Here is a 22,933-nt window from a genome sequence, read left to right on the forward strand (position 1 = left end):
ATGAGCACCAAGGACTTCATCGAGAAGGACTACTACAAGGTCCTCGGCGTCCCCAAGGACGCCACCGAGGCCGAGATCAAGAAGGCGTACCGGAAGCTCGCCCGCGAGAACCACCCGGACGCCAACAAGGGGAACGTCAAGGCCGAGGAGCGCTTCAAGGAGATCTCCGAGGCGAACGACGTCCTCGGTGACCCCAAGAAGCGCAAGGAGTACGACGAGGCGCGTGCCCTGTTCGGCAACGGCGGCTTCCGCCCGGGGCCGGGCGCGGGCGGCGGCTCGTTCAACTTCGACCTGGGCGACCTCTTCGGAGGCGCCCAGGGCGGCGGGGGAGCCGGCGGCTTCGGCGGCGGCGGGCTCGGTGACGTCTTCGGGGGCCTGTTCAACCGTGGCAGCTCCGGCACCCAGCGGGTGCAGCCCAGGCGCGGCCAGGACATCGACACCGAAGTCACCCTCAGCTTCACCGAGGCGATCGAGGGAGCGACGGTCCCGCTGCGGATGACCTCGCAGCAGCCCTGCAAGGCCTGTTCGGGCACCGGGGACAAGAACGGCAACCCGCGGGTGTGCCCTACCTGCGTCGGCACCGGCCAGGTGGCCCGGGGCTCCGGCGGCGGTTTCTCGCTGACGGACCCCTGCCCGGACTGCAAGGGCCGCGGCCTGATGGCCGAGACCCCCTGCGAGGTCTGCAACGGCAGCGGCCGCGCCAAGTCGTCGAGGACCATGCAGGTCCGCATCCCGGCCGGGGTGAACGACGGCCAGCGCATCCGGCTCCGGGGCAAGGGCGCACCCGGCGAGCGGGGCGGCCCGTCGGGCGACCTCTATGTCGTCGTGCACGTGGACGCGCACCCGGTCTTCGGCCGCAAGGGCGACAACCTGACCGTCACCGTCCCGGTGACGTTCACGGAGGCGGCCCTCGGGGGCGAGGTCAGGGTGCCGACCCTGGGCGGACCGCCGGTCACCCTGAAGCTGCCGCCGGGCACGCCCAACGGCCGTACCATGCGCGCCCGGGGCAAGGGCGCGGTCCGCAAGGACGGCACCCGCGGGGACCTGCTGGTCACCGTGGAGGTGAGTGTTCCGGCGGATCTGTCGGGGAAGGCTCGTGACGCACTGGAGGCGTATCGCGAGGCGACCGCGGGTGAGGACCCGCGGGCGGAGCTGTTCCAGGCCGCGAAGGGAGCTTGATCGAGATGGACGGGCGTCGACGCAACCCGTATGAACTGACCGAGGAGACCCCGGTCTACGTCATCTCGGTGGCGGCCCAGCTCTCCGGACTGCACCCGCAGACGCTGCGCCAGTACGACCGGCTGGGCCTGGTCTCCCCCGACCGCACCGCCGGCCGGGGCCGCCGCTACTCGGCCCGCGACATCGAACTGCTCCGCCAGGTGCAGGCGTTGTCGCAGGACGAGGGCATCAACCTGGCCGGCATCAAGCGGATCATCGAACTGGAGAACCAGGTCGCCGCGCTCCAGCAGCGTGTCGCCGAACTCCAGGCGGCCGTCGACGGAGCGGCGGCGGCGATGCAGCAGCGCGAGGCCGCGGTGCACGCGTCCTACCGCCGCGACCTGGTCCCGTACCAGGAGGTCCAGCAGACCAGCGCGTTGGTCGTGTGGCGGCCGAAGAGGCAGCAGTCGACGGACTAACGCGCAGCGCGGGAAAGGGCCCGGAGGGTGAACCTCCGGGCCTTTCGCGTTGGTGTACGGAATTTGTGCCTTACATGATCGACACGTGGTGGAGAGTCCGTAAAGGGCGCTTGTGGGCGATTCCTTCAAGTCTTTACAGCTGAAGCGGAGGGTGGCGTTGTCATCTCGTTAAGTAGTATTGCTTGACCGCGGGGGGCGCGGCCGCGTTGGCTTTCCAGTCATCCGGGCCCGCAATGTTGCGTCCACGTTTCGGAAGGCACCTGAAGTGAGCAGCACCCCCATGCGTCGTATCGCCATATCCGTGGCCGCGTCCACGCTGTCCCTGTCGCTGGCCGCCTGTGGCGCGCTCGGTGCATCGGGGGGCAGTGCGGACGCCAGCCCGACGAAGGGCAACGACATCACCGTGGGTGTGCTGCTGCCGGAGAGGACGAACACGCGGTACGAGGACTTCGACTACCCGATCATCAAGGCGAAGGTCGAGTCCCTCACCAACAAGCAGGGCAAGATCGCCTACGCCAACGCCGACAACGACGCGGGCGAGCAGGCCGGCCAGATGCAGAAGATGATCGACGACAAGGTCGACGTCATCCTGATCGACGCCGTCGACTCGCACGCCATCGCGGGCACCGTGAAGAAGGCCAAGGAGGCGGGCGTCCCGGTCATCGCCTACGACCGCCTGGCCGAGGGCCCGATCGACGCGTACGTGTCGTTCGACAACGAACTCGTCGGCCAGGTGCAGGGCCGCACCCTGGTCGAGTCGCTGGGCGAGGGTGTCGACACCTCCGACAAGGTCGTCATGATCAACGGCTCGCCCACCGACCCGAACGCCAAGCAGTTCAAGGCCGGTGCGCTCTCCGAGCTGGAGGGCAAGGTGACCATCGCCTCGTCCTTCGACACCAAGGACTGGAGCCCGGACGTCGCCCAGTCCGAGATGGCCGAGGCGATCGACAAGATCGGCAAGGACAACATCGCCGGGGTCTACTCCGCCAACGACGCGATGGTCGTCGGCATCATCAAGGCCCTCGAAGGCGCGGGCGTGAGCGACCTGCCCCCGATCACCGGCCAGGACGCGGAACTCCTGGCCGTGCAGCGCATCGTCGGCGGCGAGCAGTACATGAGCGTCTACAAGTCCTACCCCGCGGAGGCCGAGGCGGCCGCCGAGATGGCGGTGGCCAAGGTCCAGGGCAAGGACATCAAGTTCGACTCCCTCACCCGCGACCGCGTCGACAGCCCCACCGACAAGGACATCCCGGCACAGCTCGTGACCGTGGTCGCCCTGACGAAGGCCAACATCAAGAGCACCGTCGTCGCGGACGGCATCTACAAGGTGTCCGACATCTGCACCGACAAGTACAAGGCCGCCTGCGCGGCGATCGGCCTGAAATGATCGGTCCGAGTTGAGGACGTGCCGGCGGGAGCCGGTGACCGGACCGCCGGTCACCGGCTCCCGCCGGCGTTTGCAGACGCCCGCGAAGTGACGCGGGCGCACCACCGTCACCTTGTTGCAACCGGGCTGAAGGAGGCCTGGAGGAAACGGTTCGTATGGGTGGTTTCCGTCGGTCACACCCCGGGGAGCCGTGTTGCGGAGCGGGTCACGGCCGCGCATAGTTGCGAAGCCGAAGGGACACGACCGGCGACGGGGAGAGACGGGAAGCGGGGGTGGAATGGGCCATGGCCGGGCACGGGACGGACGAGCATCCACATGGTGCTGACCGACTGTGCGACGCCGGGGATCGCGTGTATTCCCGGGCCGTACGGCGGGGCCGCGTGCCGCGCCGGGACGCGGAGCCGGTGCCCTGCCTGCTGGAGCTGGCCCTGCTGCACCCGGACCCGGACGACATGGACTGGCTGGTGCCCACCTCGCCGCAGGAGGTCATGACCCGGCTGCTGCGCGGCGTCTACGACGAGGTCAGCGCGAGCCAGCGGCGGGTGGGCTCGGCGGTGGCGGCCTTCGAGTGGTACGCCGGCCTCGGCCCGAGGCCGCGGACCGCCCCCGCGGAGGGCTCCGCGATCCGCGTCCTCGACGGCCTCTCCCGGATCCAGGCCGCGATGGACGAGGCGACGGAGGCCTGCACGACGGAGGTCCTCACCGTCCAGCCGGGCGGCATCCGCCCCGAGCACGAGCTGACGGAGGGCCTGCACCGGGCCCTCGCGCTGCGCGCCCGGGGCGTGCGGATGCGCGACCTGTACACGCATGTGGCCCGGCACGGCCAGGGCCTGCTGAACTACCTGGAGCTGATGGGCGGCGCGGTCCAGGCGCGCACCCTCGACGAGGTGATCGACCGGCTGATCCTCTTCGACCGCACGGTGGCCTTCATTCCCGCGAACGCCGACCGCACCCTGGCGCTGGAGCTGCGTCACCCGGCGCTCGTCGAGTATCTGGTCACCGTCTTCGAACGGCTGTGGCGGCTGGCGATCCCGCTGACCGCCCCCCTGCCCGACACCGGCATCGAGGGCATCTCGCACCGCGAACAGTCCATCGCCGCGCTGCTCGCGGAGGGCCACCAGGACGCGGTGATCGCGGAACGGCTCGGCATCAGCGTGCGCACCTGCCGCGCCCATATCGCCCGGCTGTCGGAGACCCTGGGCGCCGCCAGCCGCACCCAGCTGGGCGTCCGTATCGCACAGGTCGGCCTGGACGGCCCGCCCCGCGCCGCCGAGGTCGACCCCCTCAGGGTTCCCGGTCAAGAATCCCGGACCGTGCGATGAGATAGCCGAGCTGGGCCCGGCTCTCACTGCCCAGCGTCGCCGCGAGCTTGGCGATGTGGACGCGGGCGGTACGGATGTTCATCCCGAGGCGGTCGGCGATGACGGCGTCGGTGAGACCCTCGACGAGGAGGGCGGCGATGGCGCGCTGGCGGTGCGTGACACCGTCCAGGGAGGGCTGCTGCGCCGCCTGCGGGTACATGGGCGTGGCCAGCTGCCACAGCCGGTCGAAGGTGGTGGCGAAGTAGTCCACGAGGGCCGGGTGGCGGACCTCCAGGGCGAGGGAGCGGTCCTTGCTGCCGGGAACGAAGGCGACGGCGCGGTCGACGACGAGGAGGCGCTCGGTGACCTCGTCGAGGGTGCGGGCCTCGACATCGCCGCGCAGCAGTTCGTAGCGGGCGAGGACCGAGGGCGCATGGCGCAGCGTGTGCTGGTACAGCGTGCGGATCCGGCCACCGCGGTCGAGCAGGTCCTGGTCGCGGACCAGGGCCTCGGCGTGCCGCTCGGCCCGTGCGCGGGTGTGGCTGGTGTACGGGTGGATCGCGAGGAGTTCGGCGGAGGCGTCGGCCAGGGCCTCGGCGATGGCGAGGTTGATCCGGTCGAAGCCGCTCAGGACGCTGATGGCGGGGGTGTCGCTGCCGGCGCCCGCCGTCTGACCGAGGCCGATCCGCAGAAGGGGTTCGAAGGTCTCGGCCAGCCGCTGTTCGCGCCTACGTTCGTCCGCGATGCGTTCCTCGAAGGCGCGCAGCAGCCGGTGCAGCGCCAGGGCCGGGGACGCGGGCTCCAGCCTGTCGAGGTCCGCGACGGCGGGGTGCAGCAGGCCGAAGTCGACCAGGCAGGGCGCCGCTTCGGCGTCGGCGCCGCTCACCCGCCCCTCGCGCAGGGCTCGTTCGTACAGCTCCGTCCCCGCGGCGCACAGGGCTTCCGGGCCGTGCTCCGCATGCGGCGCCGCGGTCACTCGCGTGTCTCCTTCCGTCAGGCACCTCTCACCGGTCAGTGATCGCGGTCCAGGATGCCCGACTGCGCTATGAGGAAGCCGAGTTGGGCCCGGCTGCCGCTGCCCAGGGCGGCCGCGAGCTTGGCGATGTGGGCCCGGCAGGTGCGTACGTTCATGCCGAGGCGCCGGGCGATGGCCTCGTCGACATGCCCCTCGACCAGGAGCTTGGCTATCGACCGCTGCACACCGCTGATGCCGTCCGTGGGGGGAGCGTACGGGGCCTCCTCCAGAAGGGGAACCGCGCGGGCCCACAACTGCTCGAAGACCTTGGCCAGATACTCGACGAGGCCCGGGTGCCGCAGTTCGAGGGCGACGTCGCTGTCGTCGCGCGCGGGGATGAAGGCGACGGTGCGATCGAAGATCATCAGCCGTTCTATGAGTTCCTCGAGGGTCCGTATCTCGACATTGCCCTCGGCCATGAGCTCGGCGTACGCCAGCGTGCCCTGGCTGTGCCGGGCGGTGTGCTGGTACAGGGTCCGCATGGTGATGCCGCGTGCGATGACGGCGCGGCCCCGCTCCAGCGCCTCGGTCAGCGAGTGCTCGCTGCGGCCGCCGCCGGGCTGCACCGTGAGGATCTCCGACTTGCAGTCGGCGATGGCGAGTTCGATCGCCGAGTTGATCCGGTTGATCCCCTCCAGCACGGTGATCGCGTGCGTGGTCGGCAGATCCTGGGCAGTGATGGCCATGAACGGCTCGAAGGAGTCGGTCAGTCGGACCGCGAGGGTCCTGCGGTCCTGGATCTCCCGCTCCAGGGGGTGCAGACGCTGTGCCAGTGCCGCCGCCGGGGGAACCGGACGCAGCCAGCCCGCGTCGTCGGGGTCGGGGTGGAGGAGCGCGAACTCCATCAGGCAGGGAGCGGGCTCGACTTCGGTCCGCGCGATGCGGCCGAAACGCAGCGCGCTGGCGTAAAGCCGCTTGCCGTCTTCGCACAGCTCAGTCTCAGCATGAGGATGTGTCCGGTATGAGTTCTTTGATGGCAAAGCTCCACCCCCCAGGGTCCTGAACGTGCAGGAACATGATGCATCGACCCTGTGGTGTTCGCCTGGCTGAATGAGCCATCGTCTTGGTGACGGCGGGGGAGAGTAGCCACGGAAGTGAGGACGAAGCCGACTATGTGCAAGAGAATGGTTCGCTCGGTGCTCGCTGTCGCCTTCTCCGCTGGGTTGGTGTTCGGTGCGTACGGTGCCCTGGACCTCTCCTGGAGCAGTGGGCCGGCCCAAGTGCAGGACTCCGGCAGTGAGGCCGTCGCACCTCCGGACCTTTCTTGGAGCAGCGTTCAGGCCGGGGATCTGTCCTGGAGCATCGCGGCCCCGAAGGACACGACGGCATGACCACTCCACCCGACGACCGCTCCTTCCGGCGTGAGATGGCCACGGCCTACCGCTCGGGCTGGCACTTCATCGACCTGGTCACGGCGATCCCCCACGCCGGTGACTCGTTGATGGTGACGGTCTTCGGTGAGCCGGTCGTGGTCACACGGGACGAGGAAGATGACGTGCGGGCGTACCGCTGTCTGCGGCGGCCTCGGGGGGCGCCGCAGCCTGTACGGTGCGCCATCCGATACGGAATGATCTTTGTGAACCTGGACCAGCGGGACCACCAGCTGGTGGAGCCGGATGCGCCGGTCCTCCCGACCATCTCTGCCACCCCCCCCAGGGCCAGACGCGTTTCCCCCGTCGTAACACATCGCCTCAGGTACTTCCCCCCGCAGCGGCGTCACCGTGACCTGAACACGGTGACGCCGCTGCAGTTTCCTGCGATATCTCCGGGTTTCGGGGAGATCGGCGCATGGCTGGAATCAGTCGGTCACCGGTGTGTCCCCCACTCGCGTCACCCGCGTCCCATGGCCCGCGTCAGCCGGATTTCGATCGCCACCCGGGACGGGTTGGGTGTAGGGGTCCGGCCGTAGCGCTCGGCGTAGTGGCGTTCTGCCTCGGCGATCCGCTCCGGCTCGGTCCGGACGGTGGCGCGGCCCTCCAGCGTGGCCCAGCGCCGGCCGTCCACCTGGCACACGGCGACCGCCGCGCCGTCGGGTCCGGCGGCCAGTACGTTTCCCACCTTCGCGCTGGACTTGTCCGCGATCACCCGAGCAAGCCGTGCCCCGGGGTCGTATGTCACTCCGACGGGCACGACGTGCGGGCTGCCGTCCGGGCGCGGTGTCGTCAGCGTGCACAGGTGCCGCTCCCGCCAGAAAGCGAGGTACGAGGCGTCGGGCGCGGCGGGGTCCTGCGGGTACTTGGCCATGGACGGAACTTATACGCGCGACAGCCTTGAGTGGAATAGACTCAACTTTGTGTACGTTGACCGAGTCAGCACTGGGAGACGTGCTGGAGCCATGGCCGACAGCTGACGGCAGGAGGAGAAAGCGAACGTGGACGCCGAGCTGACCAACCGGAGCCGGGACGCGATCAACGCGGCCGGTAACCGCGCCGTGTCCGAGGGACACCCCGACCTCACCCCCGCCCACCTGCTTCTTGCTCTACTCCAGGGCCAGGACAACGAGAACATCGTCGACCTGCTGGCCGCGGTCGAAGCCGACCAGGCGGCCGTGCGCGCGGGCGCGGAGAAGGCCCTCGCCGGGCTGCCCAGCGTGACCGGCTCCACGGTCGCGCCCCCGCAGCCCAACCGCGAGCTGCTCGCCGTGATCGCGGACGCCGGCGAGCGCGCCAAGGACCTGGGCGACGACTACCTCTCCACCGAGCATCTGCTCATCGGCATCGCCGCGAAGGGCGGCGCGGCCGGCGACGTACTCTCCGGGCAGGGAGCCAGTGCGAAGAAGCTGCTGGACGCGTTCCGGAAGAGCAGGGGAGGGCGCCGGGTGACCACCCCCGACCCCGAGGGCCAGTACAAGGCGCTCGAGAAGTTCGGCACGGACTTCACCGCCGCCGCGCGGGACGGCAAGCTCGACCCGGTCATCGGGCGGGACCAGGAGATCCGGCGGGTGGTGCAGGTGCTGTCCCGCCGCACCAAGAACAACCCCGTCCTCATCGGCGAGCCCGGCGTCGGCAAGACCGCCGTCGTCGAGGGGCTCGCCCAGCGGATCGTGAAGGGCGACGTGCCCGAGTCCCTCAGGGACAAGCGGCTGGTCGCGCTCGACCTGGGCGCGATGGTCGCGGGCGCCAAGTACCGCGGTGAGTTCGAGGAGCGGCTGAAGACCGTCCTCGCGGAGATCAAGGACTCCGACGGGCAGATCATCACGTTCATCGACGAGCTGCACACGGTCGTGGGCGCGGGCGCCGGCGGCGACTCCGCCATGGACGCCGGCAACATGCTCAAGCCGATGCTGGCCCGCGGTGAGCTGCGCATGGTCGGCGCGACCACCCTCGACGAGTACCGCGAGCGGATCGAGAAGGACCCGGCCCTGGAGCGGCGCTTCCAGCAGGTGCTGGTCGCCGAGCCCACCGTCGAGGACACGATCGCGATCCTGCGCGGACTCAAGGGCCGCTACGAGGCCCACCACAAGGTGCAGATCGCGGACAGCGCGCTGGTCGCGGCCGCCACCCTCTCCGACCGGTACATCACCTCCCGCTTCCTGCCCGACAAGGCCATCGACCTGGTCGACGAGGCCGCCTCCCGGCTCCGTATGGAGATCGACTCCTCGCCCGTCGAGATCGACGAACTCCAGCGCGTCGTCGACCGGTTGAAGATGGAGGAGCTGGCGCTGGAGAAGGAGACCGACCCGGCCTCCCGCGAGCGCCTGGAGAAGCTGCGCCGCGATCTCGCCGACAAGGAGGAGGAGTTGCGGGGCCTGACCGCCCGCTGGGAGAAGGAGAAGCAGTCCCTCAACCGCGTCGGCGAGCTGAAGGAGAAGCTCGACGATCTGCGCGGACAGGCCGAACGCGCCCAGCGCGACGGCGACTTCGACACTGCCTCCAAGCTGCTCTACGGCGAGATCCCCACCCTGGAGCGCGACCTGGAGGCCGCCTCCGAGGCCGAGGAGGAGGCCGCCAAGGACACGATGGTCAAGGACGAGGTCGGCTCCGACGACATCGCGGACGTCGTCGCCGCCTGGACCGGCATCCCCGCCGGCCGGCTGCTGGAGGGCGAGACGCAGAAGCTGCTGCGCATGGAGGAGGAGCTGGGCCGCCGCCTCATCGGCCAGCAGGAAGCGGTCCAGGCCGTGTCCGACGCCGTACGGCGCACCCGTGCCGGCATCGCCGACCCGGACCGCCCGACCGGCTCGTTCCTCTTTCTCGGCCCCACCGGCGTCGGCAAGACCGAACTGGCCAAGGCGCTCGCCGACTTCCTCTTCGACGACGAGCGGGCGATGGTCCGCATCGACATGTCGGAGTACGGCGAGAAGCACAGCGTGGCCCGTCTGGTCGGCGCCCCGCCCGGTTATGTCGGCTACGAGGAGGGCGGCCAGCTCACGGAGGCGGTGCGGCGCAGGCCGTACAGCGTGGTGCTCCTCGACGAGGTGGAGAAGGCCCACCCCGAGGTGTTCGACATCCTCCTCCAGGTGCTGGACGACGGGCGTCTGACGGACGGTCAGGGCCGCACCGTCGACTTCCGCAACACGATCCTCGTGCTGACCTCCAACCTGGGCAGCCAGTTCCTGGTGGACCCGATCACCAGCGAGGAGGAGAAGAGGGAACAGGTCCTGGAGGTGGTCCGCGCCTCCTTCAAGCCGGAGTTCCTCAACCGCCTCGACGACCTGGTGGTCTTCTCGGCCCTGTCGAAGGACGAGCTGAGCCGGATCGCCCGGCTGCAGATCGACCGGCTCGCCAAGCGGCTCGCCGAGCGGCGGCTGACCCTGGAGGTCACGCCCGCCGCCCTGGCCTGGCTCGCCGACGAGGGCAACGACCCGGCCTACGGAGCCCGCCCGCTGCGCCGACTCGTCCAGACCGCGATCGGCGACCGCCTCGCCAAGGAGATCCTTGCGGGCGAGGTCAAGGACGGCGACACGGTCCGCGTGGACGCGTTCGCAGACGGCCTGCTCGTGGGCCCGGCGACCGGCAAGACGCTGTGACTCCGCCGCACCCGCGCCGGTGATCCTTCACGCCGTCGCAGCGCGACGGCGTAGGAGGTTGCCGGTCGTGGGTCAAGAGAGAGAGGGTGGGAGTGTACGTCTGGTCTCTGTGATGACCGGACGAGCCAGACGACCGCAGGAGTTTCCAAGTATGACCATCGACCCGTCCTCGATTCCGAACTTCGGGGGCCAGCCCGAGCCGCAGCCCCAAGGACCGGCGGGCCCCGTCATCCCGGATCAGGACCTCGTGAAGCAGCTTCTCGACCAGATGGAGCTGAAGTACGTCGTCGACGACGAGGGCGACCTCGCGGCGCCCTGGGAGGAGTTCCGTACGTACTTCATGTTCCGCGGCGAGGGCGACCAGCAGGTCTTCTCCGTGCGGACGTTCTACGACCGACCGCACCAGATCGACGAGAAGACACAGCTGCTGGAGTCCATCGACGACTGGAACCGGCGGACTCTGTGGCCCAAGGTCTACAGCCACACCCATGACGACGGCACGGTCCGCCTGATCGGTGAGGCCCAGATGCTGATCGGCACGGGTGTGAGCCTGGAGCACTTTGTTTCGTCGACGGTCAGCTGGGTGCGGGCCGCGATCGAGTTCGACAAGTGGCTCGTGGAGCAGCTGGGCCTCGAACAGGAGGTCAACGACGCGGAGAAGTCCGAGGGCGACGAGGAGTAAGTCCTCCCTCCGGTCCTGCCGACAGGGGGCCCGGTCGAGTGCGACCGGATACGCCCCGTAACCGAACCAGAGCCCGGCCGGGCGGCCGACCAGCGGGTCGAACGCCAGGACCGGGCTCTTGCCGTCCGGGTCAGCCCGCGAGCGCCTTGAGGCGCCGCACCGCCTCCTCCAGGACGGCCGTCTGCTTGCAGAACGCGAACCGCACGTAGGGGGCGCCGGCCTCCCGGTGGTCGTAGAAGACCGCGTTCGGGATGGCCACGACGCCGGCCCGGTCCGGCAGCGCGCGGCAGAAGGCGAAACCGTCGCTCTCGCCCAGGGGCCGGATGTCGGTCGTGATGAAGTAGGTGCCAGCGGGCCGGAACACTTGGAAGCCCGCCTCCGTCAGACCCGCCGCCAGCAGGTCCCGCTTGGCCAGCATGTCCTCGCGGAAGGCGCTGAAGTAGGAGTCGGGCAGGGCCAGCGCCTCGGCGACCGCGTACTGGAACGGCCCCGACGCGACATAGGTCAGGAACTGCTTCGCCGAGCGCACCGCCGCGACCAGGCCCTCGGCGGCCGTGACCCAGCCGACCTTCCAGCCGGTGAAGGAGAACGTCTTCCCGGCCGAGCCGATCGAGACCGTCCGCTCCCGCATCCCCGGGAACGTGGCCAGCGGCAGATGCCCGGCCTCGTCGAAGACCAGGTGCTCGTACACCTCGTCCGTGACCACGAGCAGATCGCGCTCGACGGCCAGCTCGGCGATCGCCGTGAGCTCCTCGCGGGTCAGAACGGTGCCGGTGGGGTTGTGGGGAGTGTTGATGAGCAGGAGGCGGGTGCGGTCCGTGACGGCGTCCCGCAGCTCGTCCAGGTCGAGGCGGAAACCGCCCTCGTGCGCGCGCAGCGTCACCGGTACGCGCGTGCCGCCCGCCATCGCGATGCAGGCCGCGTACGAGTCGTAGTACGGCTCGAAGGCGATGACCTCGTCCCCGGGCTCCAACAGGGCCAGCAGGGCGGCGGCGATGGCCTCCGTGGCGCCCGCGGTGACCAGCACCTCGGTGTCGGGGTCGTACGACAGCCCGTACCGCCGCAGCTGGTGCGCGGTGATCGCGGTGCGCAGCTCGGGGATGCCCGGACCCGGCGGGTACTGGTTGCCGCGCCCCTCGCGCAGCGCCCGGACCGCCGCCTCCCGGATCTCCTCGGGGCCGTCCGTGTCGGGAAAGCCCTGGCCCAGGTTGATCGACCCGGTCCGCACGGCCAGGGCGGACATCTCGGCGAAGATCGTCGTCCCGAACTCGGCGAGCCGGCGGTTGAGCAGGGGGCGGGCGCTGGAGGTCATGCGGGCCATCCTGCGCCCAAGCTCTGGAGTTCCTCAACTCTGCTTTGGGCCGTGAGCCGGGAGGGCATCTCCCCCGCACGCACCAAGCGAGGCGCCCACGGGGGGCCGCTTCGGGTGAATCGGAAGGAGGGTGACGCCATGGTCTTCGGCATCATCCTGGCGGTGATCGCGGTCCTGTTCGTGGGGGCGCTGGTGTCCGTCGCCCGCAGGGGGAGCCACGCGGGGCGGGGCGCCCGTTCGTACCGCTCGGGGAGCGGTGACAGCTGGTGGGCCGGCGGGGGCGACGGCGGCTCGTCGTGCGGCTCGTCGGGCGGGCACTCCGGAGGGCACTCCTGCGGTGGCGGCTCGTCCTGCGGAGGCGGGTCGTCCTGCGGTGGTGGGGGCGGATGCGGTGGAGGCAGCTGACACGGGGCAGCTGAGCTCCCGCAGGGGGAATCGCATCCGCGCCGGCGGGGCCGCTCGACGAGCGGGCCCCGCCGCACCATGTCACGCGCCCGCCGGGGACCACGGCCCGGGGGCGCTCGCCTGTTTCCGCGCACGCCCCGACCGCCCCGGCGTACGCCGTAGTTGAACAGTTGAGCTGTGGGGCCCTCTGAGGGATGGAAACCCCACGAACTTGGGTAAAAACGCTGTGGCGGCGCCACAGTTCATGATTCCCTCTAAAACACCAAGCCAGCCCGCGGACGTGCAGCGGACCCTTCTCCTGACCTCCCGACCGGGCTGACCGGGCCGATCCCCCGGAGCCGACCGGGGTGCGCCGGACCCACACCTCCCCTTTTCTTTGCGTGCTTTCGGAGCCGACCCATGCTCACGACCCTGAACACCTCCTACACCGACACGCGCGCGGCCGATCTCGCCTGGGCCCTGGGACGCGAGCCGCTGCCCGCGCTGGCCACGCTCGACCTCGAACTGGCCGGAACAAAGCTCCAGTTGAGACTCCTCGGTGCGTCCCACCAGGTACTTCTGCAGGAGGAAGGGGGCGTCCGCTCGGAGACCGTGGCGTGCATCTCCGGCAGCAGCGCCCCCCTTCCGCTGGGCGTCACCAAACGCGTCGGCGACTGGGAGTACGAGTTCGCGGCCCGGGTGGAGGTTCTCTCCCCGGGCTCGTTCGCGGACCGCGCCCAGGAGTTGCTGGCCCTGGTCTCCGACCACCCCAACGGCCTCGCCGGAGTCTTCCCGGGCAGCCCGCACGCCTTCACGGCCCTGCTCGCCCAGCACCACGAGGGGCAGGTGCACTGGCGTACCTGGCACGCGTACCCGCAGGACGGGCAGTTGGTGGCCACCCGGACGCGCGTGGGCGTGCGGGTGCCGGTGAGCAGTCTCAGCCCGTCCGGCGTGTGAGGCCGGAGCACATCGAACAAGGTGCCCCGGCCGTACGGCAGTTCCACACGTGTGGGTGACGAAGCGTGCCGTATGTGTGACGTACCGTCGCAGCGTGATCGATCCGCACGCGCCAGCCCAGCCCGGCACCCCGCCGCCCTGGGCCGGACCCGCGCGGCTGCCGGTGAGGCCGGAGACGGCCCGGTTCCTCGTCCTCGCCTGCGTGTTCCTCTGCGCGGCCTGCGGGCTCGTGTACGAACTCGAACTCGTCGCCCTCGCCTCGTACTTGATCGGCGACTCGGTCACCCAGGCCTCCGTCGTGCTGTCCGTCATGGTCTTCGCGATGGGCGTCGGCTCACTCGCCGCGAAGCGGCTGCGCCCCCGCGCGGCGGCCGGCTTCGGCGCCATCGAGGCGGTCCTCGCGCTCGTCGGCGGGTGCAGCGCGATGGCGCTGTACGCCGTCTTCGCCTGGACCGGCGACTGGGGCGGCCTGTGGGCCAGCGGACCCCGCTGTCTGCTGGTCGCCTTCTCCCTCGCCATCGGCCTGCTGATCGGCGCCGAGGTCCCGCTGCTGATGGAACTCATCCAGCGCATCCGCCGGCAGGACCCGGGCGGCGCGGTGGCCGACCTGTTCGCCGCGGACTACGTCGGCGCCCTGGTCGGCGGCCTCGCCTTCCCCTTCCTTCTGCTGCCCCAGCTCGGCCAGCTGACCGGCGCGCTGCTCACCGGCGCGGTCAACGTCACGGCGGGCGGGGCGCTCGTCCTCGGCCTCTTCCACGGCGACCTGACCCGCCGCGCCCGCTGGTCGCTGCTCACCGTCATCGCCGCCGTGCTCGCGCTGCTGGCCACGGCCGCCGCCCTGGTCGGCGACTTCGAACGCGCCGCACGGCACGCCGTCTACGGCAAAGACGTGCGCGTGGCACTCCAGACCGGCGTCCAGGAGGTCGTCATCACCGGCGGCACCCACGGCCGCCCCCTCAACCTGTTCCTCGACGGACGGCTGCGCGTCAGCGGCCGCGACGAGCGCCGCTACCACGAGGCCCTGGTCCACCCCGCGATGAACGGCCCCCACGCGCGCGTGCTCGTCCTGGGCGGCGGTGACGGCCTGGCCGCCCGCGAGGTGCTGCGGTACCCCGGCGTGCACCGGGTCGACATCGTGGAACTCGACGCGGCGGTGGTCCGGCTGGCCCGCCACGACCCCGCGCTGTCCCGGCTCAACGGCAACGTCTACGGCGACCCGCGCGTCCACGTACGGACGGCCGACGCCTTCCGCCGGCTCCGCGACGCCGCGCGGGCCGCCTACGACGTGGTGATCGCGGACCTCCCCGACCCGGGCATCACCGCGAGCACCAGGCTGTACTCGCAGGAGTTCTACGGCCTGGTGCGGAGGGTGCTGGCGCCCGACGGCCGGCTGGTGGTGCAGGCGGGTCCGGTCTCCCTGCGCCCCCGCGTCTTCTGGACGGTGGAGACGACCGTCCGCGCGGCCGGCCTCGGCACGTCCCCCTACTGCGTGGACGGCCGTGCCTCCGGCTTCGCCGCGGGCCCCGACCGCTCCTCGGGTGCGACCCACGCGCCCCACGACTGGGGTTTCGTCCTCGCGGCGCCGGGAGCCCGTCCACCCCTGCGACTCGCCGCCCGCGGCCCCCGCCCGGCAACTCTGACCCAGCGAGGACTGGAGGCGGACGGGAGGGCGGCGGAGGGGATGAGGATCGAGGGGGTGCGTGTGTCGACGTTGGTGCATCCGAGGTACTGAGCCTTTTTGTCCGGGGGAGGCAGCCCCCCGGCAACGCCCACACGAACGCACGGTCACTTTCAACCGACGGAGGTGCAGCCAACGCCGTACTGGGTAGGCTCCGGGGACATGGAGCATGAGGTGTTCGTTCCGGTTCCGGCCGACCTGCTGCGCGCGGCGCTCGAAGATCCCGCGCGGGTCGCCCGGGCGATCCCCGGGCTCCTGCAGGACGCCGGTGCGGAGCGTGCGGAGCCCCTCAGCGGCCGGCTGAAGGTCCGCGTCGGCAGCCACTCCGTCACCTATCGAGGCACCGTGCGCGTGACCGGGCAGGAGGACGGTTCGTACGCCGTCGAGGGCGACGCCACCGAGGCCCGCGGCACCGGCTCGGCCAGGCTCGCGCTGACTCTCCGCCTGAGGGACACGGACGGCGGAACGACCCTCACCTTTGAGGGAACGGCCTCCGCGGACGGACGCGTCACGGAACTGCCGGCCGACGCGGTCGCCTCGGCCGCGGCCAGGCTGCTGAACCGTTTCGCGGAGAACCTGGGAGCGACGGCGGAGGAACCGGGACCGGAGTCGGAGCCGCGGCCGGAGCCGGAGATGTCCGCACCGGAACCCGAACCGGCACCGGAGCCCGAACCGGCACCGGAGCCCGAACCGGCACCGGAGCCCGAACCGGCACCGGAGCCCGAACCGGCACCGGAGCCCGAACCGGCACCGGAGCCCGAACCGGCACCGGAGCCCGAAGCGGCACCCGAACCCGAACCGCACCACCCCCCGGAGCCCGCCGCCCCCCTCCCGGCCGACGACTTCCCCGAGTCCCCCGAACCCCCCGCCGAGGCGGCGCACGCGCGGCGGACGATGATCGGTCGCAGCGCGGAGGAGGTGGACCACGCCCCGCCGCGCGGCCGCTACGCCCCCGTGCCCGCGCCACAGACGGTCACCCCCGTGTCCACGCTGCGCTGGGCCGCACCGGCCGCCGCGGCCGTCGTGGTCTCGGCGATCGTCGCGGCGCGGATGCTGCGCAGACGACGCTGAGCGCCGCACGCCCTCTCGATCAGCCCAGTAGGGTCGTCCCGTGAGTAACGAAGACATCACGCTGACCGCGGGCGACGCGGAAGTGACCGTGCAGCCGGGCAACGGCGGCCGCATCGGAGGACTCCGGGTCGGCGGCACCGAACTCCTGCGGCAGGGGGAGCGGTTCGGCTGCTTCCCGATGGTCCCCTGGTGCGGACGGATCCGCGACGGACGGTTCCGCGACGGCGCGACCGCCTACCAGATGCCGCTCAACTCCCCGCCGCACGCCATCCACGGCACCGTCCGCGACGGCGTCTGGCGCACGGCCCGCGCCACCGCCGACGAGGCGGTCATCACGTACGACCTCGTGGACCCCTGGCCCTGGTCGGGCCGGGTCACCCAGGTCGTCGGCCTGACCGGGGACAGCCTGACGCTCACGATGTCCGTGGAGACGTACGAGACCTCCTTCCCGGCGCAGATCGGCTGGCACCCGTGGTACAACCGGAACCTGGGAGGCGAGGACGTGCGAGTGGAGTTTGACGCCGCCTGGCAGGAGGAGCGCGGCGAGGACCACCTCCCGACCGGCCACCGCGTCGACCCGAAGCCCGGCCCCTGGGACGACTGCTTCGGCATGCCCGGCGGCATCGACGTCACCCTGACCTGGCCCGGACAACTGGAGCTGAAGGTGGCCAGCCGTGAGCAGTGGATGGTCGTGTACGACGAGCAGGAGGCCGCGGTCTGCGTGGAGCCGCAGACGGGCCCGCCCGACGGCCTGAACTCCCACCCCCGCCTGGTCACCCCGATCGACCCCCTGGAGGCCACGACGACCTGGACCTGGCGCCGCATCTAAGCTGGCCGCATGAGTGACGTACGTGGCGAGCTGCTGCAGCAGATCAAGGACAAGGCCGTGGTGCACGGCAAGGTGACCCTGTCGTCGGGTCTGGAGGCGGACTACTACGTCGACCTGCGCCGCATCACCCTCGACGGAGAGGCCGCCCCGCTGGTCGGGCAGGTGCTGCTCGACCTGACCGCCGATCTCGACTTCGACGCGGTCGGCGGGCTGACCATGGGCGCCGACCCCGTGGCCGCCGCGATGCTGCACGCGGCCGCCGCCCGCGGGCGGAAGCTGGACGCCTTCGTCGTACGGAAGGCCGCCAAGGCCCACGGACTGCAGCGGCGGGTCGAGGGCCCGGAGATCAGCGGCCGCCGGGTCCTGGTCGTCGAGGACACCTCCACCACCGGTGGCTCGCCGCTCACCGCCGTCGAGGCCGTGCGGGAGGCGGGCGCCGAGGTGGTCGCCGTGGCGACCATCGTCGACCGGGCGACCGGCGCCGCCGAGAAGATCGAGGCGGGCGCGGGCGTGCCGTACCGCTTCGCGTACTCCAAGGACGAGTTGGGGCTCGATTGAGCCGTCCCGCCGAGTCGACCCTTGACCGGGTCATCCACAGGTTGGACACCATGGGGGGACCATCCGGCCAAGTCTGGAAAGATGGGGTCGACAATGACGTCATCCCCAAGGTCTAGGTCAGGGCCGTAGGACGCACAACGTCAACCCGCACATCCCAAGGAGCGGACAGATGCCCATCGCAACCCCCGAGGTCTACAACGAGATGCTCGACCGGGCGAAGGCAGGCAAGTTCGCCTACCCGGCCATCAACGTCACCTCGAGCCAGACCCTGCACGCTGCGCTGCGTGGCTTCGCGGAGGCGGAGAGCGACGGCATCATCCAGATCTCCACGGGTGGTGCGGAGTTCCTCGGCGGCCAGTACAGCAAGGACATGGTCACCGGTGCCGTGGCCCTGGCCGAGTTCGCGCACATCGTCGCGGAGAAGTACCCGGTCACCGTCGCGCTGCACACGGACCACTGCCCGAAGGACAAGCTCGACGGGTATGTACGTCCGCTGCTCGCGGTCTCCGAGGAGCGCGTCAGGGCCGGCCGCAACCCGCTCTTCCAGTCACACATGTGGGACGGCTCCGCCGAGACCCTCGCCGACAATCTCGCCATCGCCCAGGAGCTCCTGGAGCGCGCCCGCGCCGCCAAGATCATCCTCGAGGTGGAGATCACCCCGACCGGCGGCGAGGAGGACGGCGTCTCCCACGAGATCAACGACTCCCTGTACACGACGGTCGACGACGCCGTGCGCACGGCCGAGGCGCTCGGTCTCGGCGAGAAGGGCCGCTACCTGCTGGCCGCCTCCTTCGGCAACGTCCACGGCGTGTACAAGCCGGGCAACGTCGTCCTGCGCCCCGACCTGCTCAAGGAGCTGAACGAGGGCGTCGCCGCGAAGTACGGCAAGCCGACCGGCTCGCAGCCCTTCGACTTCGTCTTCCACGGCGGCTCCGGCTCCACGGAGGACGAGATCCGCACCGCGCTGGAGAACGGCGTCGTGAAGATGAACATCGACACGGACACGCAGTACGCCTTCACGCGTCCCGTCGCCGACCACATGTTCAAGAACTACGACGGCGTCCTGAAGGTCGACGGCGAGGTCGGCTCCAAGAAGACCTACGACCCGCGCACCTGGGGCAAGCTCGCCGAGGCGTCCATGGCCGCGCGTGTCCTCGAGGCCACCCAGAACCTGCGCTCGGCCGGCACGAAGATCAAGTAACCGGCTGACAGCGAGCCCGGCGCGACCGCGCCGGGCTCGCTGTATACCTGGGGGCATGCCCGATGTCCGGCTGGCCTCGCCGCAAGGCAAGTGGATCCTGCTGACCACCGTGCTCGGCTCCAGCATGGCCATGCTGGACTCGACCGTCGTCAACGTCGCACTGCCCCGCATCGGCCGTGACCTCGACGCGAGCCTCGCCGCTCTGCAGTGGACGGTCAACGCGTACATGGTCACGCTGGCCGGGCTGATCCTCCTCGGCGGGTCGCTCGGCGACCGCTACGGCCGGCGCAAGGTCTTCGTCGTGGGCGTGATCTGGTTCGCCGCCGCGTCCCTGCTGTGCGGTCTCGCCCCGAACGCCGGCGTCCTCATCGCCGCCCGTGCCCTTCAGGGCGTCGGCGGAGCCCTGCTCACCCCCGGCTCCCTCGCCCTGATCCAGGCGTCCTTCCACCCCGACGACCGGGGCCGGGCCGTGGGACTGTGGTCCGGGTTCGGCGGCGTCGGCGCGGCGGTCGGCCCGTTCCTGGGCGGCTGGCTGGTGGACGGGCCGGGCTGGCGCTGGGTCTTCCTGCTGAACGTCCCGCTGGCGCTGGTGTGCGCGCCGATCGCCGTACGCCATGTCCCCGAGTCGGCGGACGACACCCGCCACGGCCGCTTCGACGTGCTCGGCGCGACCCTGGGCGCACTGTCCCTCGCGCTGGTGACCTACGCGCTGATCGAGGCCCGTGAGGGTTCGCTGGTGGTCGCGGTCACCGCGGTGGCCGGTCTGGTCGCCGCCGTTGCCTTCGTCCACGTGGAGCGGCACACGCCCGACCCGATGATGCCGCTCGACATCTTCGCGTCGCGCCAGTTCACCGCGGTCAACCTGGTCACGCTGGGTGTGTACGCGGCCTTCGGCGGCTTCTTCTTCCTCGCCGCGCTCCAGCTCCAGGTCGCCGTCGGCTGGTCGGCTCTCGCCGCCGGTACGGCCCTGCTGCCGACGACGGTCCTGATGCTGCTGTTCTCCGCCCGCTCCGGCGAGATCGGCGAGCGCATCGGCCCGCGCATCCCGCTCACCGTCGGCCCCCTGCTGTGCGCCGCCGGGATGCTGCTGATGCTGCGGGTCGGACCGGGCGCCTCCTACGTGAGCGATGTGCTGCCCGCGCTGCTGATCCTCGGCCTCGGCATGGTCATCCTGGTCGCGCCGCTGACCGCCACCGTCCTCGGCTCCGTGGACACCTCCCGGGCGGGCCTGGCCAGCGGCATCAACAACGCGGCGGCCCGCGCGGCGGGCCTGATCGCGGTGGCCGCGCTGCCGCTGCTCGCGGGGATGGGCCCGGAGGCGTACCGCTCGCCGAGCGCCTTCGACGAGGCGTTCGGCCGCGCGATGGTCCTGTGCGCGGTACTCCTGGTGGCGGCCTCGGTCCTCGCCTTCGCGACGGTACGACGACTGCCCCCGGACTGCCGCCGCCCGGAGTGCCGCACCTTCGGGTCGATTTCGGCACCACCGCTGGAGGGGGAGCGGCCCCGGGGGCGGATCGGGTAGCGGGCTGGGGACCGCTGCCGCCATCGTCGTGCACTTCGGGCCGCCGCTTCTTGAGGAGCGGCGGCACATTCTTGCGCTGCGGTGCCTGTTACCGCTTCAGCTCGGTGTACGCCTCGGCGCTGCTGTCCTTGAGGAACTGCCAGCAACGCTCCGTCTCGTCCTTCTCGTTGATCTCGCTGGCGGCACGAGCGAGGGCGGCGAGGCAGCGCAGGAACCCGCGATTGGCCCGGTGGTCCCAAGGGATGGGGCCATGCCCCTTCCAGCCGGCGCGGCGCAGCGAGTCCAGACCGCGGTGATAGCCGGTGCGCGCGTAGGCGTATGACTCGACAACTCGCCCCGCCTCGAAGGCGTCGTCGGCGAGCATCGCCCAGGCGAGCGAGAACGTGGGGTGCTTCGCCGCGACCTCGACCGGGGGCTGGGATTGCTCACCCAGTAGGCGGTACGCCTCTTCATTCTCCGGCAGGTACGTCGGGTCCGGGCCGCCGAGCAGGTTCTTGTGCGTCGTCATGGAAGCAGTCTGCCACTTGAGGCTGGGCATCCGGGAAGCCTCCGCGGAATATTGGCCGTGGACCGGGTGGATATGAGAATGGCGCTTGATGTACCTGATTGCGATATGCGACGATCCGGCACATGGCGGCACGACGGGGGTCCTCCGGGGCCATTCAGGTGGGCATCTACACCCGGATCAGCAAGGACGATGAGGCCGAAGGGCTGGGCGTCGCACGACAGGAAGAGGACTGCCGACTGCACTGCGCTGCCCGGGGATGGGAGGTCGCCAAGGTCTACGAGGACAACGATCTCTCCGCGTACAAGCGCAAGACGGTGCGTCCGGAGTTCCGACAGATGCTGGAAGATCTGAAGGCTGGACGCATCGACGGGGTCGTCGCCTGGGACATCGACCGCTTCACGCGCCAGCCGCGCGAACTGGAGGCGTGGATCGACGAGTACGAGGATGAAGAGCGCCGGAAGCGCCACCTCGTCTTCGATTCTGTCTCGGCGTCGGACATCGACCTGTCCACGGAGAACGGCCGGTTCATCGCGCGGATCAAGGTCACCATCGCCAACAAGTCCTCGGCGGACACGTCGAAGCGGACGAAGCGCAAGCACCTGGAACTGGCGGCGAAGGGCAAGCTCCCCGGTGGTCGGGCACCGTACGGATGGAATCGCGAGGACCGCCGGACACGGGTGCCGGAAGAGGCCGAGAACCTCCGCAAGGCGGTGAAGGACTTCCTGGGCGGCGTCCGCTGGGCGTCGATCGCGCGTGAGTGGCGGGACAAGGGAGTCAGGTCGCACAGCGGCGGATTCTTCGACGACTCCAAGATCAAGCGGATGCTGATGAACCCGCGGATCTGCGGCTACCGGATGCACCAGGGGGAGTTGTTCCTGGACGAACGCGGTGAGCCCGTCGTCGGCGACTGGGAGCCGATCATCACCCCCGACGACTGGTACCTGCTGACGGAGAAGGTCCGGCGGGAGTCGGAGGGACGGGCCGTACGGGACAACGCCACGAAGTACCTGCTCTCCGGCATCGCCCGGTGCGGGCGGTGCGGTACGAAGATGCGGGCCTTCCCGTCGTACCGGAAGTCGAAAACGTCATCGCAGTACAGGTACGCCTGCCCCGGTAAGAACGATGGGGGATGTGGGGGAGTGGCCAGAGCAGGCGAACCGGTCGACCGCCTCATCAGGAACGCCGTGTTCCTCAGCTCGGACAAGGCGCTCGCGAACGTCCGCGAGCGCGCGCCGGAGTGGACCAAGGACGAGCAACTGGCCTCCCTTGAACGGGATATGGCCGAGTTCAAGCAGGCGTGGCAGGAGAAGCGTATGTCTGCCGCTCGCTACATCGCACTCACCGAGGACCTGGAGAAGCAGATCGCGGAGCTGCACCGGGAGCGAGCCCTGCAACGTGCCGAGGCCGCGACCTTCTCGGCCGGCCCTATCGACATACGGGAGCGGTGGGAGAAGCTGACGATCGAGCAGCAGCGCGCCGCAGTCCTCAAGGTCTTCCGCGCGGTCATCGTCAAGCCCGCGTCGAACGGGCCGATCTTCGATCCGGAGGACATCGAGCCGGTGCTTAGATGAAGAACGAAGTTCCTCGACTCGCTGGCGCCCTCGAATCGCTGCCGTCATGGACAGCGGCGCTTGGCGCGGCGGGTTCGCAAGCCTCCCCCGTTGGCGGCTTGCCCCCCGCCCACCCCGTGGAGCAGATGCTGGCAAGCTCCACCACCCATGGCAGGTCCCGCTCCGGCAGCTGGGCCGCGAGGCTGTCCAGCCACTCCTGCTCGGTCATACCGTGCCCCCTCACGCTCTCGGGTACATCTTCCACCATTCTCCTGATAGCACAAGCCAAACCATCCCCCGGGAGGAGTACGAGCGCTGCACGCAGTTCCTGAAGGACTCCTCGCCGACGGCCGCCCAGACGCTGAGCTGAGC

Annotated in this window: 20 protein-coding genes and 2 pseudogenes; 17 read left to right on the forward strand and 5 right to left on the reverse strand. The window is 70.4% G+C overall.

Going from position 1 to position 22,933, the window contains the following annotated elements:
• The 4 genes from dnaJ (at position 1) to F7R91_RS25885 (ending at position 4,346) form a co-directional block, all read left to right on the forward strand.
• Positions 1-1,179, forward strand: coding sequence for a molecular chaperone DnaJ (dnaJ, locus tag F7R91_RS25870; RefSeq protein WP_150951652.1), 1,179 nt, complete (start codon positions 1-3; stop codon positions 1,177-1,179).
• Positions 1,180-1,184: 5 nt separating this feature from the next.
• Entirely contained in the window at positions 1,185-1,637 is a 453-nt protein-coding gene (locus F7R91_RS25875) for a heat shock protein transcriptional repressor HspR (RefSeq protein WP_150951654.1), read from the forward strand.
• Positions 1,638-1,917: 280 nt separating this feature from the next.
• A complete protein-coding gene (locus tag F7R91_RS25880; RefSeq protein WP_150951929.1) occupies positions 1,918-3,024 on the forward strand; it encodes a sugar ABC transporter substrate-binding protein in 1,107 nt (368 codons plus the stop codon).
• 284 nt (positions 3,025-3,308) lie between these two features.
• Positions 3,309-4,346 carry a helix-turn-helix transcriptional regulator gene (locus F7R91_RS25885; RefSeq protein WP_150951656.1) on the forward strand — a complete coding sequence of 346 codons (1,038 nt, stop codon included), beginning with the start codon at positions 3,309-3,311 and terminating at the stop codon, positions 4,344-4,346.
• On the opposite strand, the gene F7R91_RS25890 is transcribed toward F7R91_RS25885, so the two are convergent.
• A complete protein-coding gene (locus F7R91_RS25890; protein WP_150951658.1) occupies positions 4,309-5,301 on the reverse strand; it encodes a helix-turn-helix transcriptional regulator in 993 nt (330 codons plus the stop codon). The genes F7R91_RS25885 and F7R91_RS25890 overlap by 38 nt on opposite strands.
• Positions 5,302-5,336: 35 nt before the next feature.
• Positions 5,337-6,185: a helix-turn-helix transcriptional regulator gene (locus F7R91_RS25895; RefSeq protein WP_408056062.1), complete on the reverse strand. Its 849-nt coding sequence runs from the start codon at positions 6,183-6,185 to the stop codon at positions 5,337-5,339.
• Between the two features lie 482 nt (positions 6,186-6,667).
• Here F7R91_RS25895 and F7R91_RS25905 point away from each other — a divergent pair.
• Positions 6,668-7,000 (forward strand): annotated as a pseudogene (locus F7R91_RS25905) (hypothetical protein); the annotation flags it as partial.
• 170 nt (positions 7,001-7,170) lie between these two features.
• Here F7R91_RS25905 and F7R91_RS25910 read toward each other — a convergent pair.
• Positions 7,171-7,584, reverse strand: coding sequence for a pyridoxamine 5'-phosphate oxidase family protein (locus F7R91_RS25910; protein WP_150951664.1), 414 nt, complete (start codon positions 7,582-7,584; stop codon positions 7,171-7,173).
• A gap of 127 nt (positions 7,585-7,711) precedes the next feature.
• On the opposite strand from F7R91_RS25910, the gene clpB reads away from it, so the two are divergent.
• A complete protein-coding gene (gene clpB, locus F7R91_RS25915) occupies positions 7,712-10,309 on the forward strand; it encodes an ATP-dependent chaperone ClpB (RefSeq protein WP_150951666.1) in 2,598 nt (865 codons plus the stop codon).
• A 151-nt stretch (positions 10,310-10,460) separates the two neighbouring features.
• Positions 10,461-10,991, forward strand: a complete 531-nt coding sequence (locus tag F7R91_RS25920) for a YbjN domain-containing protein (RefSeq protein ID WP_150951668.1) — start codon at positions 10,461-10,463, stop codon at positions 10,989-10,991.
• A gap of 130 nt (positions 10,992-11,121) precedes the next feature.
• Here the strand turns inward: F7R91_RS25920 and F7R91_RS25925 are convergent, their stop codons facing one another.
• Positions 11,122-12,312, reverse strand: coding sequence for a pyridoxal phosphate-dependent aminotransferase (locus F7R91_RS25925; RefSeq protein WP_150951670.1), 1,191 nt, complete (start codon positions 12,310-12,312; stop codon positions 11,122-11,124).
• Between the two features lie 129 nt (positions 12,313-12,441).
• On the opposite strand from F7R91_RS25925, the gene F7R91_RS25930 reads away from it, so the two are divergent.
• The 8 genes from F7R91_RS25930 (at position 12,442) to F7R91_RS25965 (ending at position 20,503) form a co-directional block, all read left to right on the forward strand.
• Positions 12,442-12,708, forward strand: a complete 267-nt coding sequence (locus tag F7R91_RS25930; protein WP_150951673.1) for a hypothetical protein — start codon at positions 12,442-12,444, stop codon at positions 12,706-12,708.
• Positions 12,709-13,107: 399 nt separating this feature from the next.
• A complete protein-coding gene (locus F7R91_RS25935; protein WP_150951674.1) occupies positions 13,108-13,644 on the forward strand; it encodes a DUF2617 family protein in 537 nt (178 codons plus the stop codon).
• A gap of 94 nt (positions 13,645-13,738) precedes the next feature.
• Positions 13,739-15,376: a polyamine aminopropyltransferase gene (locus F7R91_RS25940; protein ID WP_150951676.1), complete on the forward strand. Its 1,638-nt coding sequence runs from the start codon at positions 13,739-13,741 to the stop codon at positions 15,374-15,376.
• Positions 15,377-15,484: 108 nt separating this feature from the next.
• Positions 15,485-16,393, forward strand: coding sequence for an SRPBCC domain-containing protein (locus tag F7R91_RS25945; protein WP_150951678.1), 909 nt, complete (start codon positions 15,485-15,487; stop codon positions 16,391-16,393).
• 40 nt (positions 16,394-16,433) lie between these two features.
• Positions 16,434-17,222 (forward strand): aldose epimerase family protein, encoded by a 789-nt coding sequence (locus F7R91_RS25950; RefSeq protein ID WP_150951680.1) that lies wholly within the window; start codon positions 16,434-16,436, stop codon positions 17,220-17,222.
• Positions 17,223-17,231: 9 nt separating this feature from the next.
• On the forward strand, positions 17,232-17,780 hold the full coding sequence (gene pyrE / locus F7R91_RS25955) for an orotate phosphoribosyltransferase (RefSeq protein WP_150951682.1): 549 nt from the start codon (positions 17,232-17,234) through the stop codon (positions 17,778-17,780).
• A 169-nt stretch (positions 17,781-17,949) separates the two neighbouring features.
• Entirely contained in the window at positions 17,950-18,981 is a 1,032-nt protein-coding gene (gene fbaA, locus F7R91_RS25960) for a class II fructose-bisphosphate aldolase (RefSeq protein WP_150951684.1), read from the forward strand.
• 55 nt (positions 18,982-19,036) lie between these two features.
• Positions 19,037-20,503 (forward strand): MFS transporter, encoded by a 1,467-nt coding sequence (locus F7R91_RS25965; protein WP_150951686.1) that lies wholly within the window; start codon positions 19,037-19,039, stop codon positions 20,501-20,503.
• Positions 20,504-20,591: 88 nt separating this feature from the next.
• Here the strand turns inward: F7R91_RS25965 and F7R91_RS25970 are convergent, their stop codons facing one another.
• Positions 20,592-21,011 (reverse strand): DUF3151 domain-containing protein, encoded by a 420-nt coding sequence (locus F7R91_RS25970; protein ID WP_150951688.1) that lies wholly within the window; start codon positions 21,009-21,011, stop codon positions 20,592-20,594.
• 122 nt (positions 21,012-21,133) lie between these two features.
• On the opposite strand from F7R91_RS25970, the gene F7R91_RS25975 reads away from it, so the two are divergent.
• Together F7R91_RS25975 and F7R91_RS44350 are read left to right on the forward strand one after the other, a co-directional pair.
• Positions 21,134-22,582, forward strand: coding sequence for a recombinase family protein (locus F7R91_RS25975; protein WP_150951690.1), 1,449 nt, complete (start codon positions 21,134-21,136; stop codon positions 22,580-22,582).
• A gap of 277 nt (positions 22,583-22,859) precedes the next feature.
• Positions 22,860-22,931, forward strand: a pseudogene (locus tag F7R91_RS44350) (DUF3151 domain-containing protein); the annotation flags it as partial.
• Positions 22,932-22,933 lie beyond the last annotated feature (2 nt).

The organism is Streptomyces luteolifulvus (assembly GCF_008806595.1).
GTDB classification, from domain to species: Bacteria; Actinomycetota; Actinomycetes; order Streptomycetales; family Streptomycetaceae; genus Streptomyces; species Streptomyces luteolifulvus.

Excerpts from the sequence above, each read along its gene's own strand:
- dnaJ (WP_150951652.1), top strand. The coding sequence starts at position 1 with ATGAGCACCAAGGACTTCATCGAGAAGGACTACTACAAGGTCCTCGGC.
- F7R91_RS25875 (WP_150951654.1), top strand. The coding sequence starts at position 1,185 with ATGGACGGGCGTCGACGCAACCCGTATGAACTGACCGAGGAGACCCCG.
- F7R91_RS25880 (WP_150951929.1), top strand. The coding sequence starts at position 1,918 with ATGCGTCGTATCGCCATATCCGTGGCCGCGTCCACGCTGTCCCTGTCG.
- F7R91_RS25885 (WP_150951656.1), top strand. The coding sequence starts at position 3,309 with ATGGCCGGGCACGGGACGGACGAGCATCCACATGGTGCTGACCGACTG.
- F7R91_RS25895 (WP_408056062.1), bottom strand. The coding sequence starts at position 6,185 with ATGGAGTTCGCGCTCCTCCACCCCGACCCCGACGACGCGGGCTGGCTG.
- F7R91_RS25910 (WP_150951664.1), bottom strand. The coding sequence starts at position 7,584 with ATGGCCAAGTACCCGCAGGACCCCGCCGCGCCCGACGCCTCGTACCTC.
- F7R91_RS25920 (WP_150951668.1), top strand. The coding sequence starts at position 10,461 with ATGACCATCGACCCGTCCTCGATTCCGAACTTCGGGGGCCAGCCCGAG.
- F7R91_RS25925 (WP_150951670.1), bottom strand. The coding sequence starts at position 12,312 with ATGGCCCGCATGACCTCCAGCGCCCGCCCCCTGCTCAACCGCCGGCTC.
- F7R91_RS25930 (WP_150951673.1), top strand. The coding sequence starts at position 12,442 with ATGGTCTTCGGCATCATCCTGGCGGTGATCGCGGTCCTGTTCGTGGGG.
- F7R91_RS25935 (WP_150951674.1), top strand. The coding sequence starts at position 13,108 with ATGCTCACGACCCTGAACACCTCCTACACCGACACGCGCGCGGCCGAT.
- F7R91_RS25945 (WP_150951678.1), top strand. The coding sequence starts at position 15,485 with ATGGAGCATGAGGTGTTCGTTCCGGTTCCGGCCGACCTGCTGCGCGCG.
- pyrE (WP_150951682.1), top strand. The coding sequence starts at position 17,232 with ATGAGTGACGTACGTGGCGAGCTGCTGCAGCAGATCAAGGACAAGGCC.
- fbaA (WP_150951684.1), top strand. The coding sequence starts at position 17,950 with ATGCCCATCGCAACCCCCGAGGTCTACAACGAGATGCTCGACCGGGCG.
- F7R91_RS25965 (WP_150951686.1), top strand. The coding sequence starts at position 19,037 with ATGCCCGATGTCCGGCTGGCCTCGCCGCAAGGCAAGTGGATCCTGCTG.
- F7R91_RS25970 (WP_150951688.1), bottom strand. The coding sequence starts at position 21,011 with ATGACGACGCACAAGAACCTGCTCGGCGGCCCGGACCCGACGTACCTG.
- F7R91_RS25975 (WP_150951690.1), top strand. The coding sequence starts at position 21,134 with ATGGCGGCACGACGGGGGTCCTCCGGGGCCATTCAGGTGGGCATCTAC.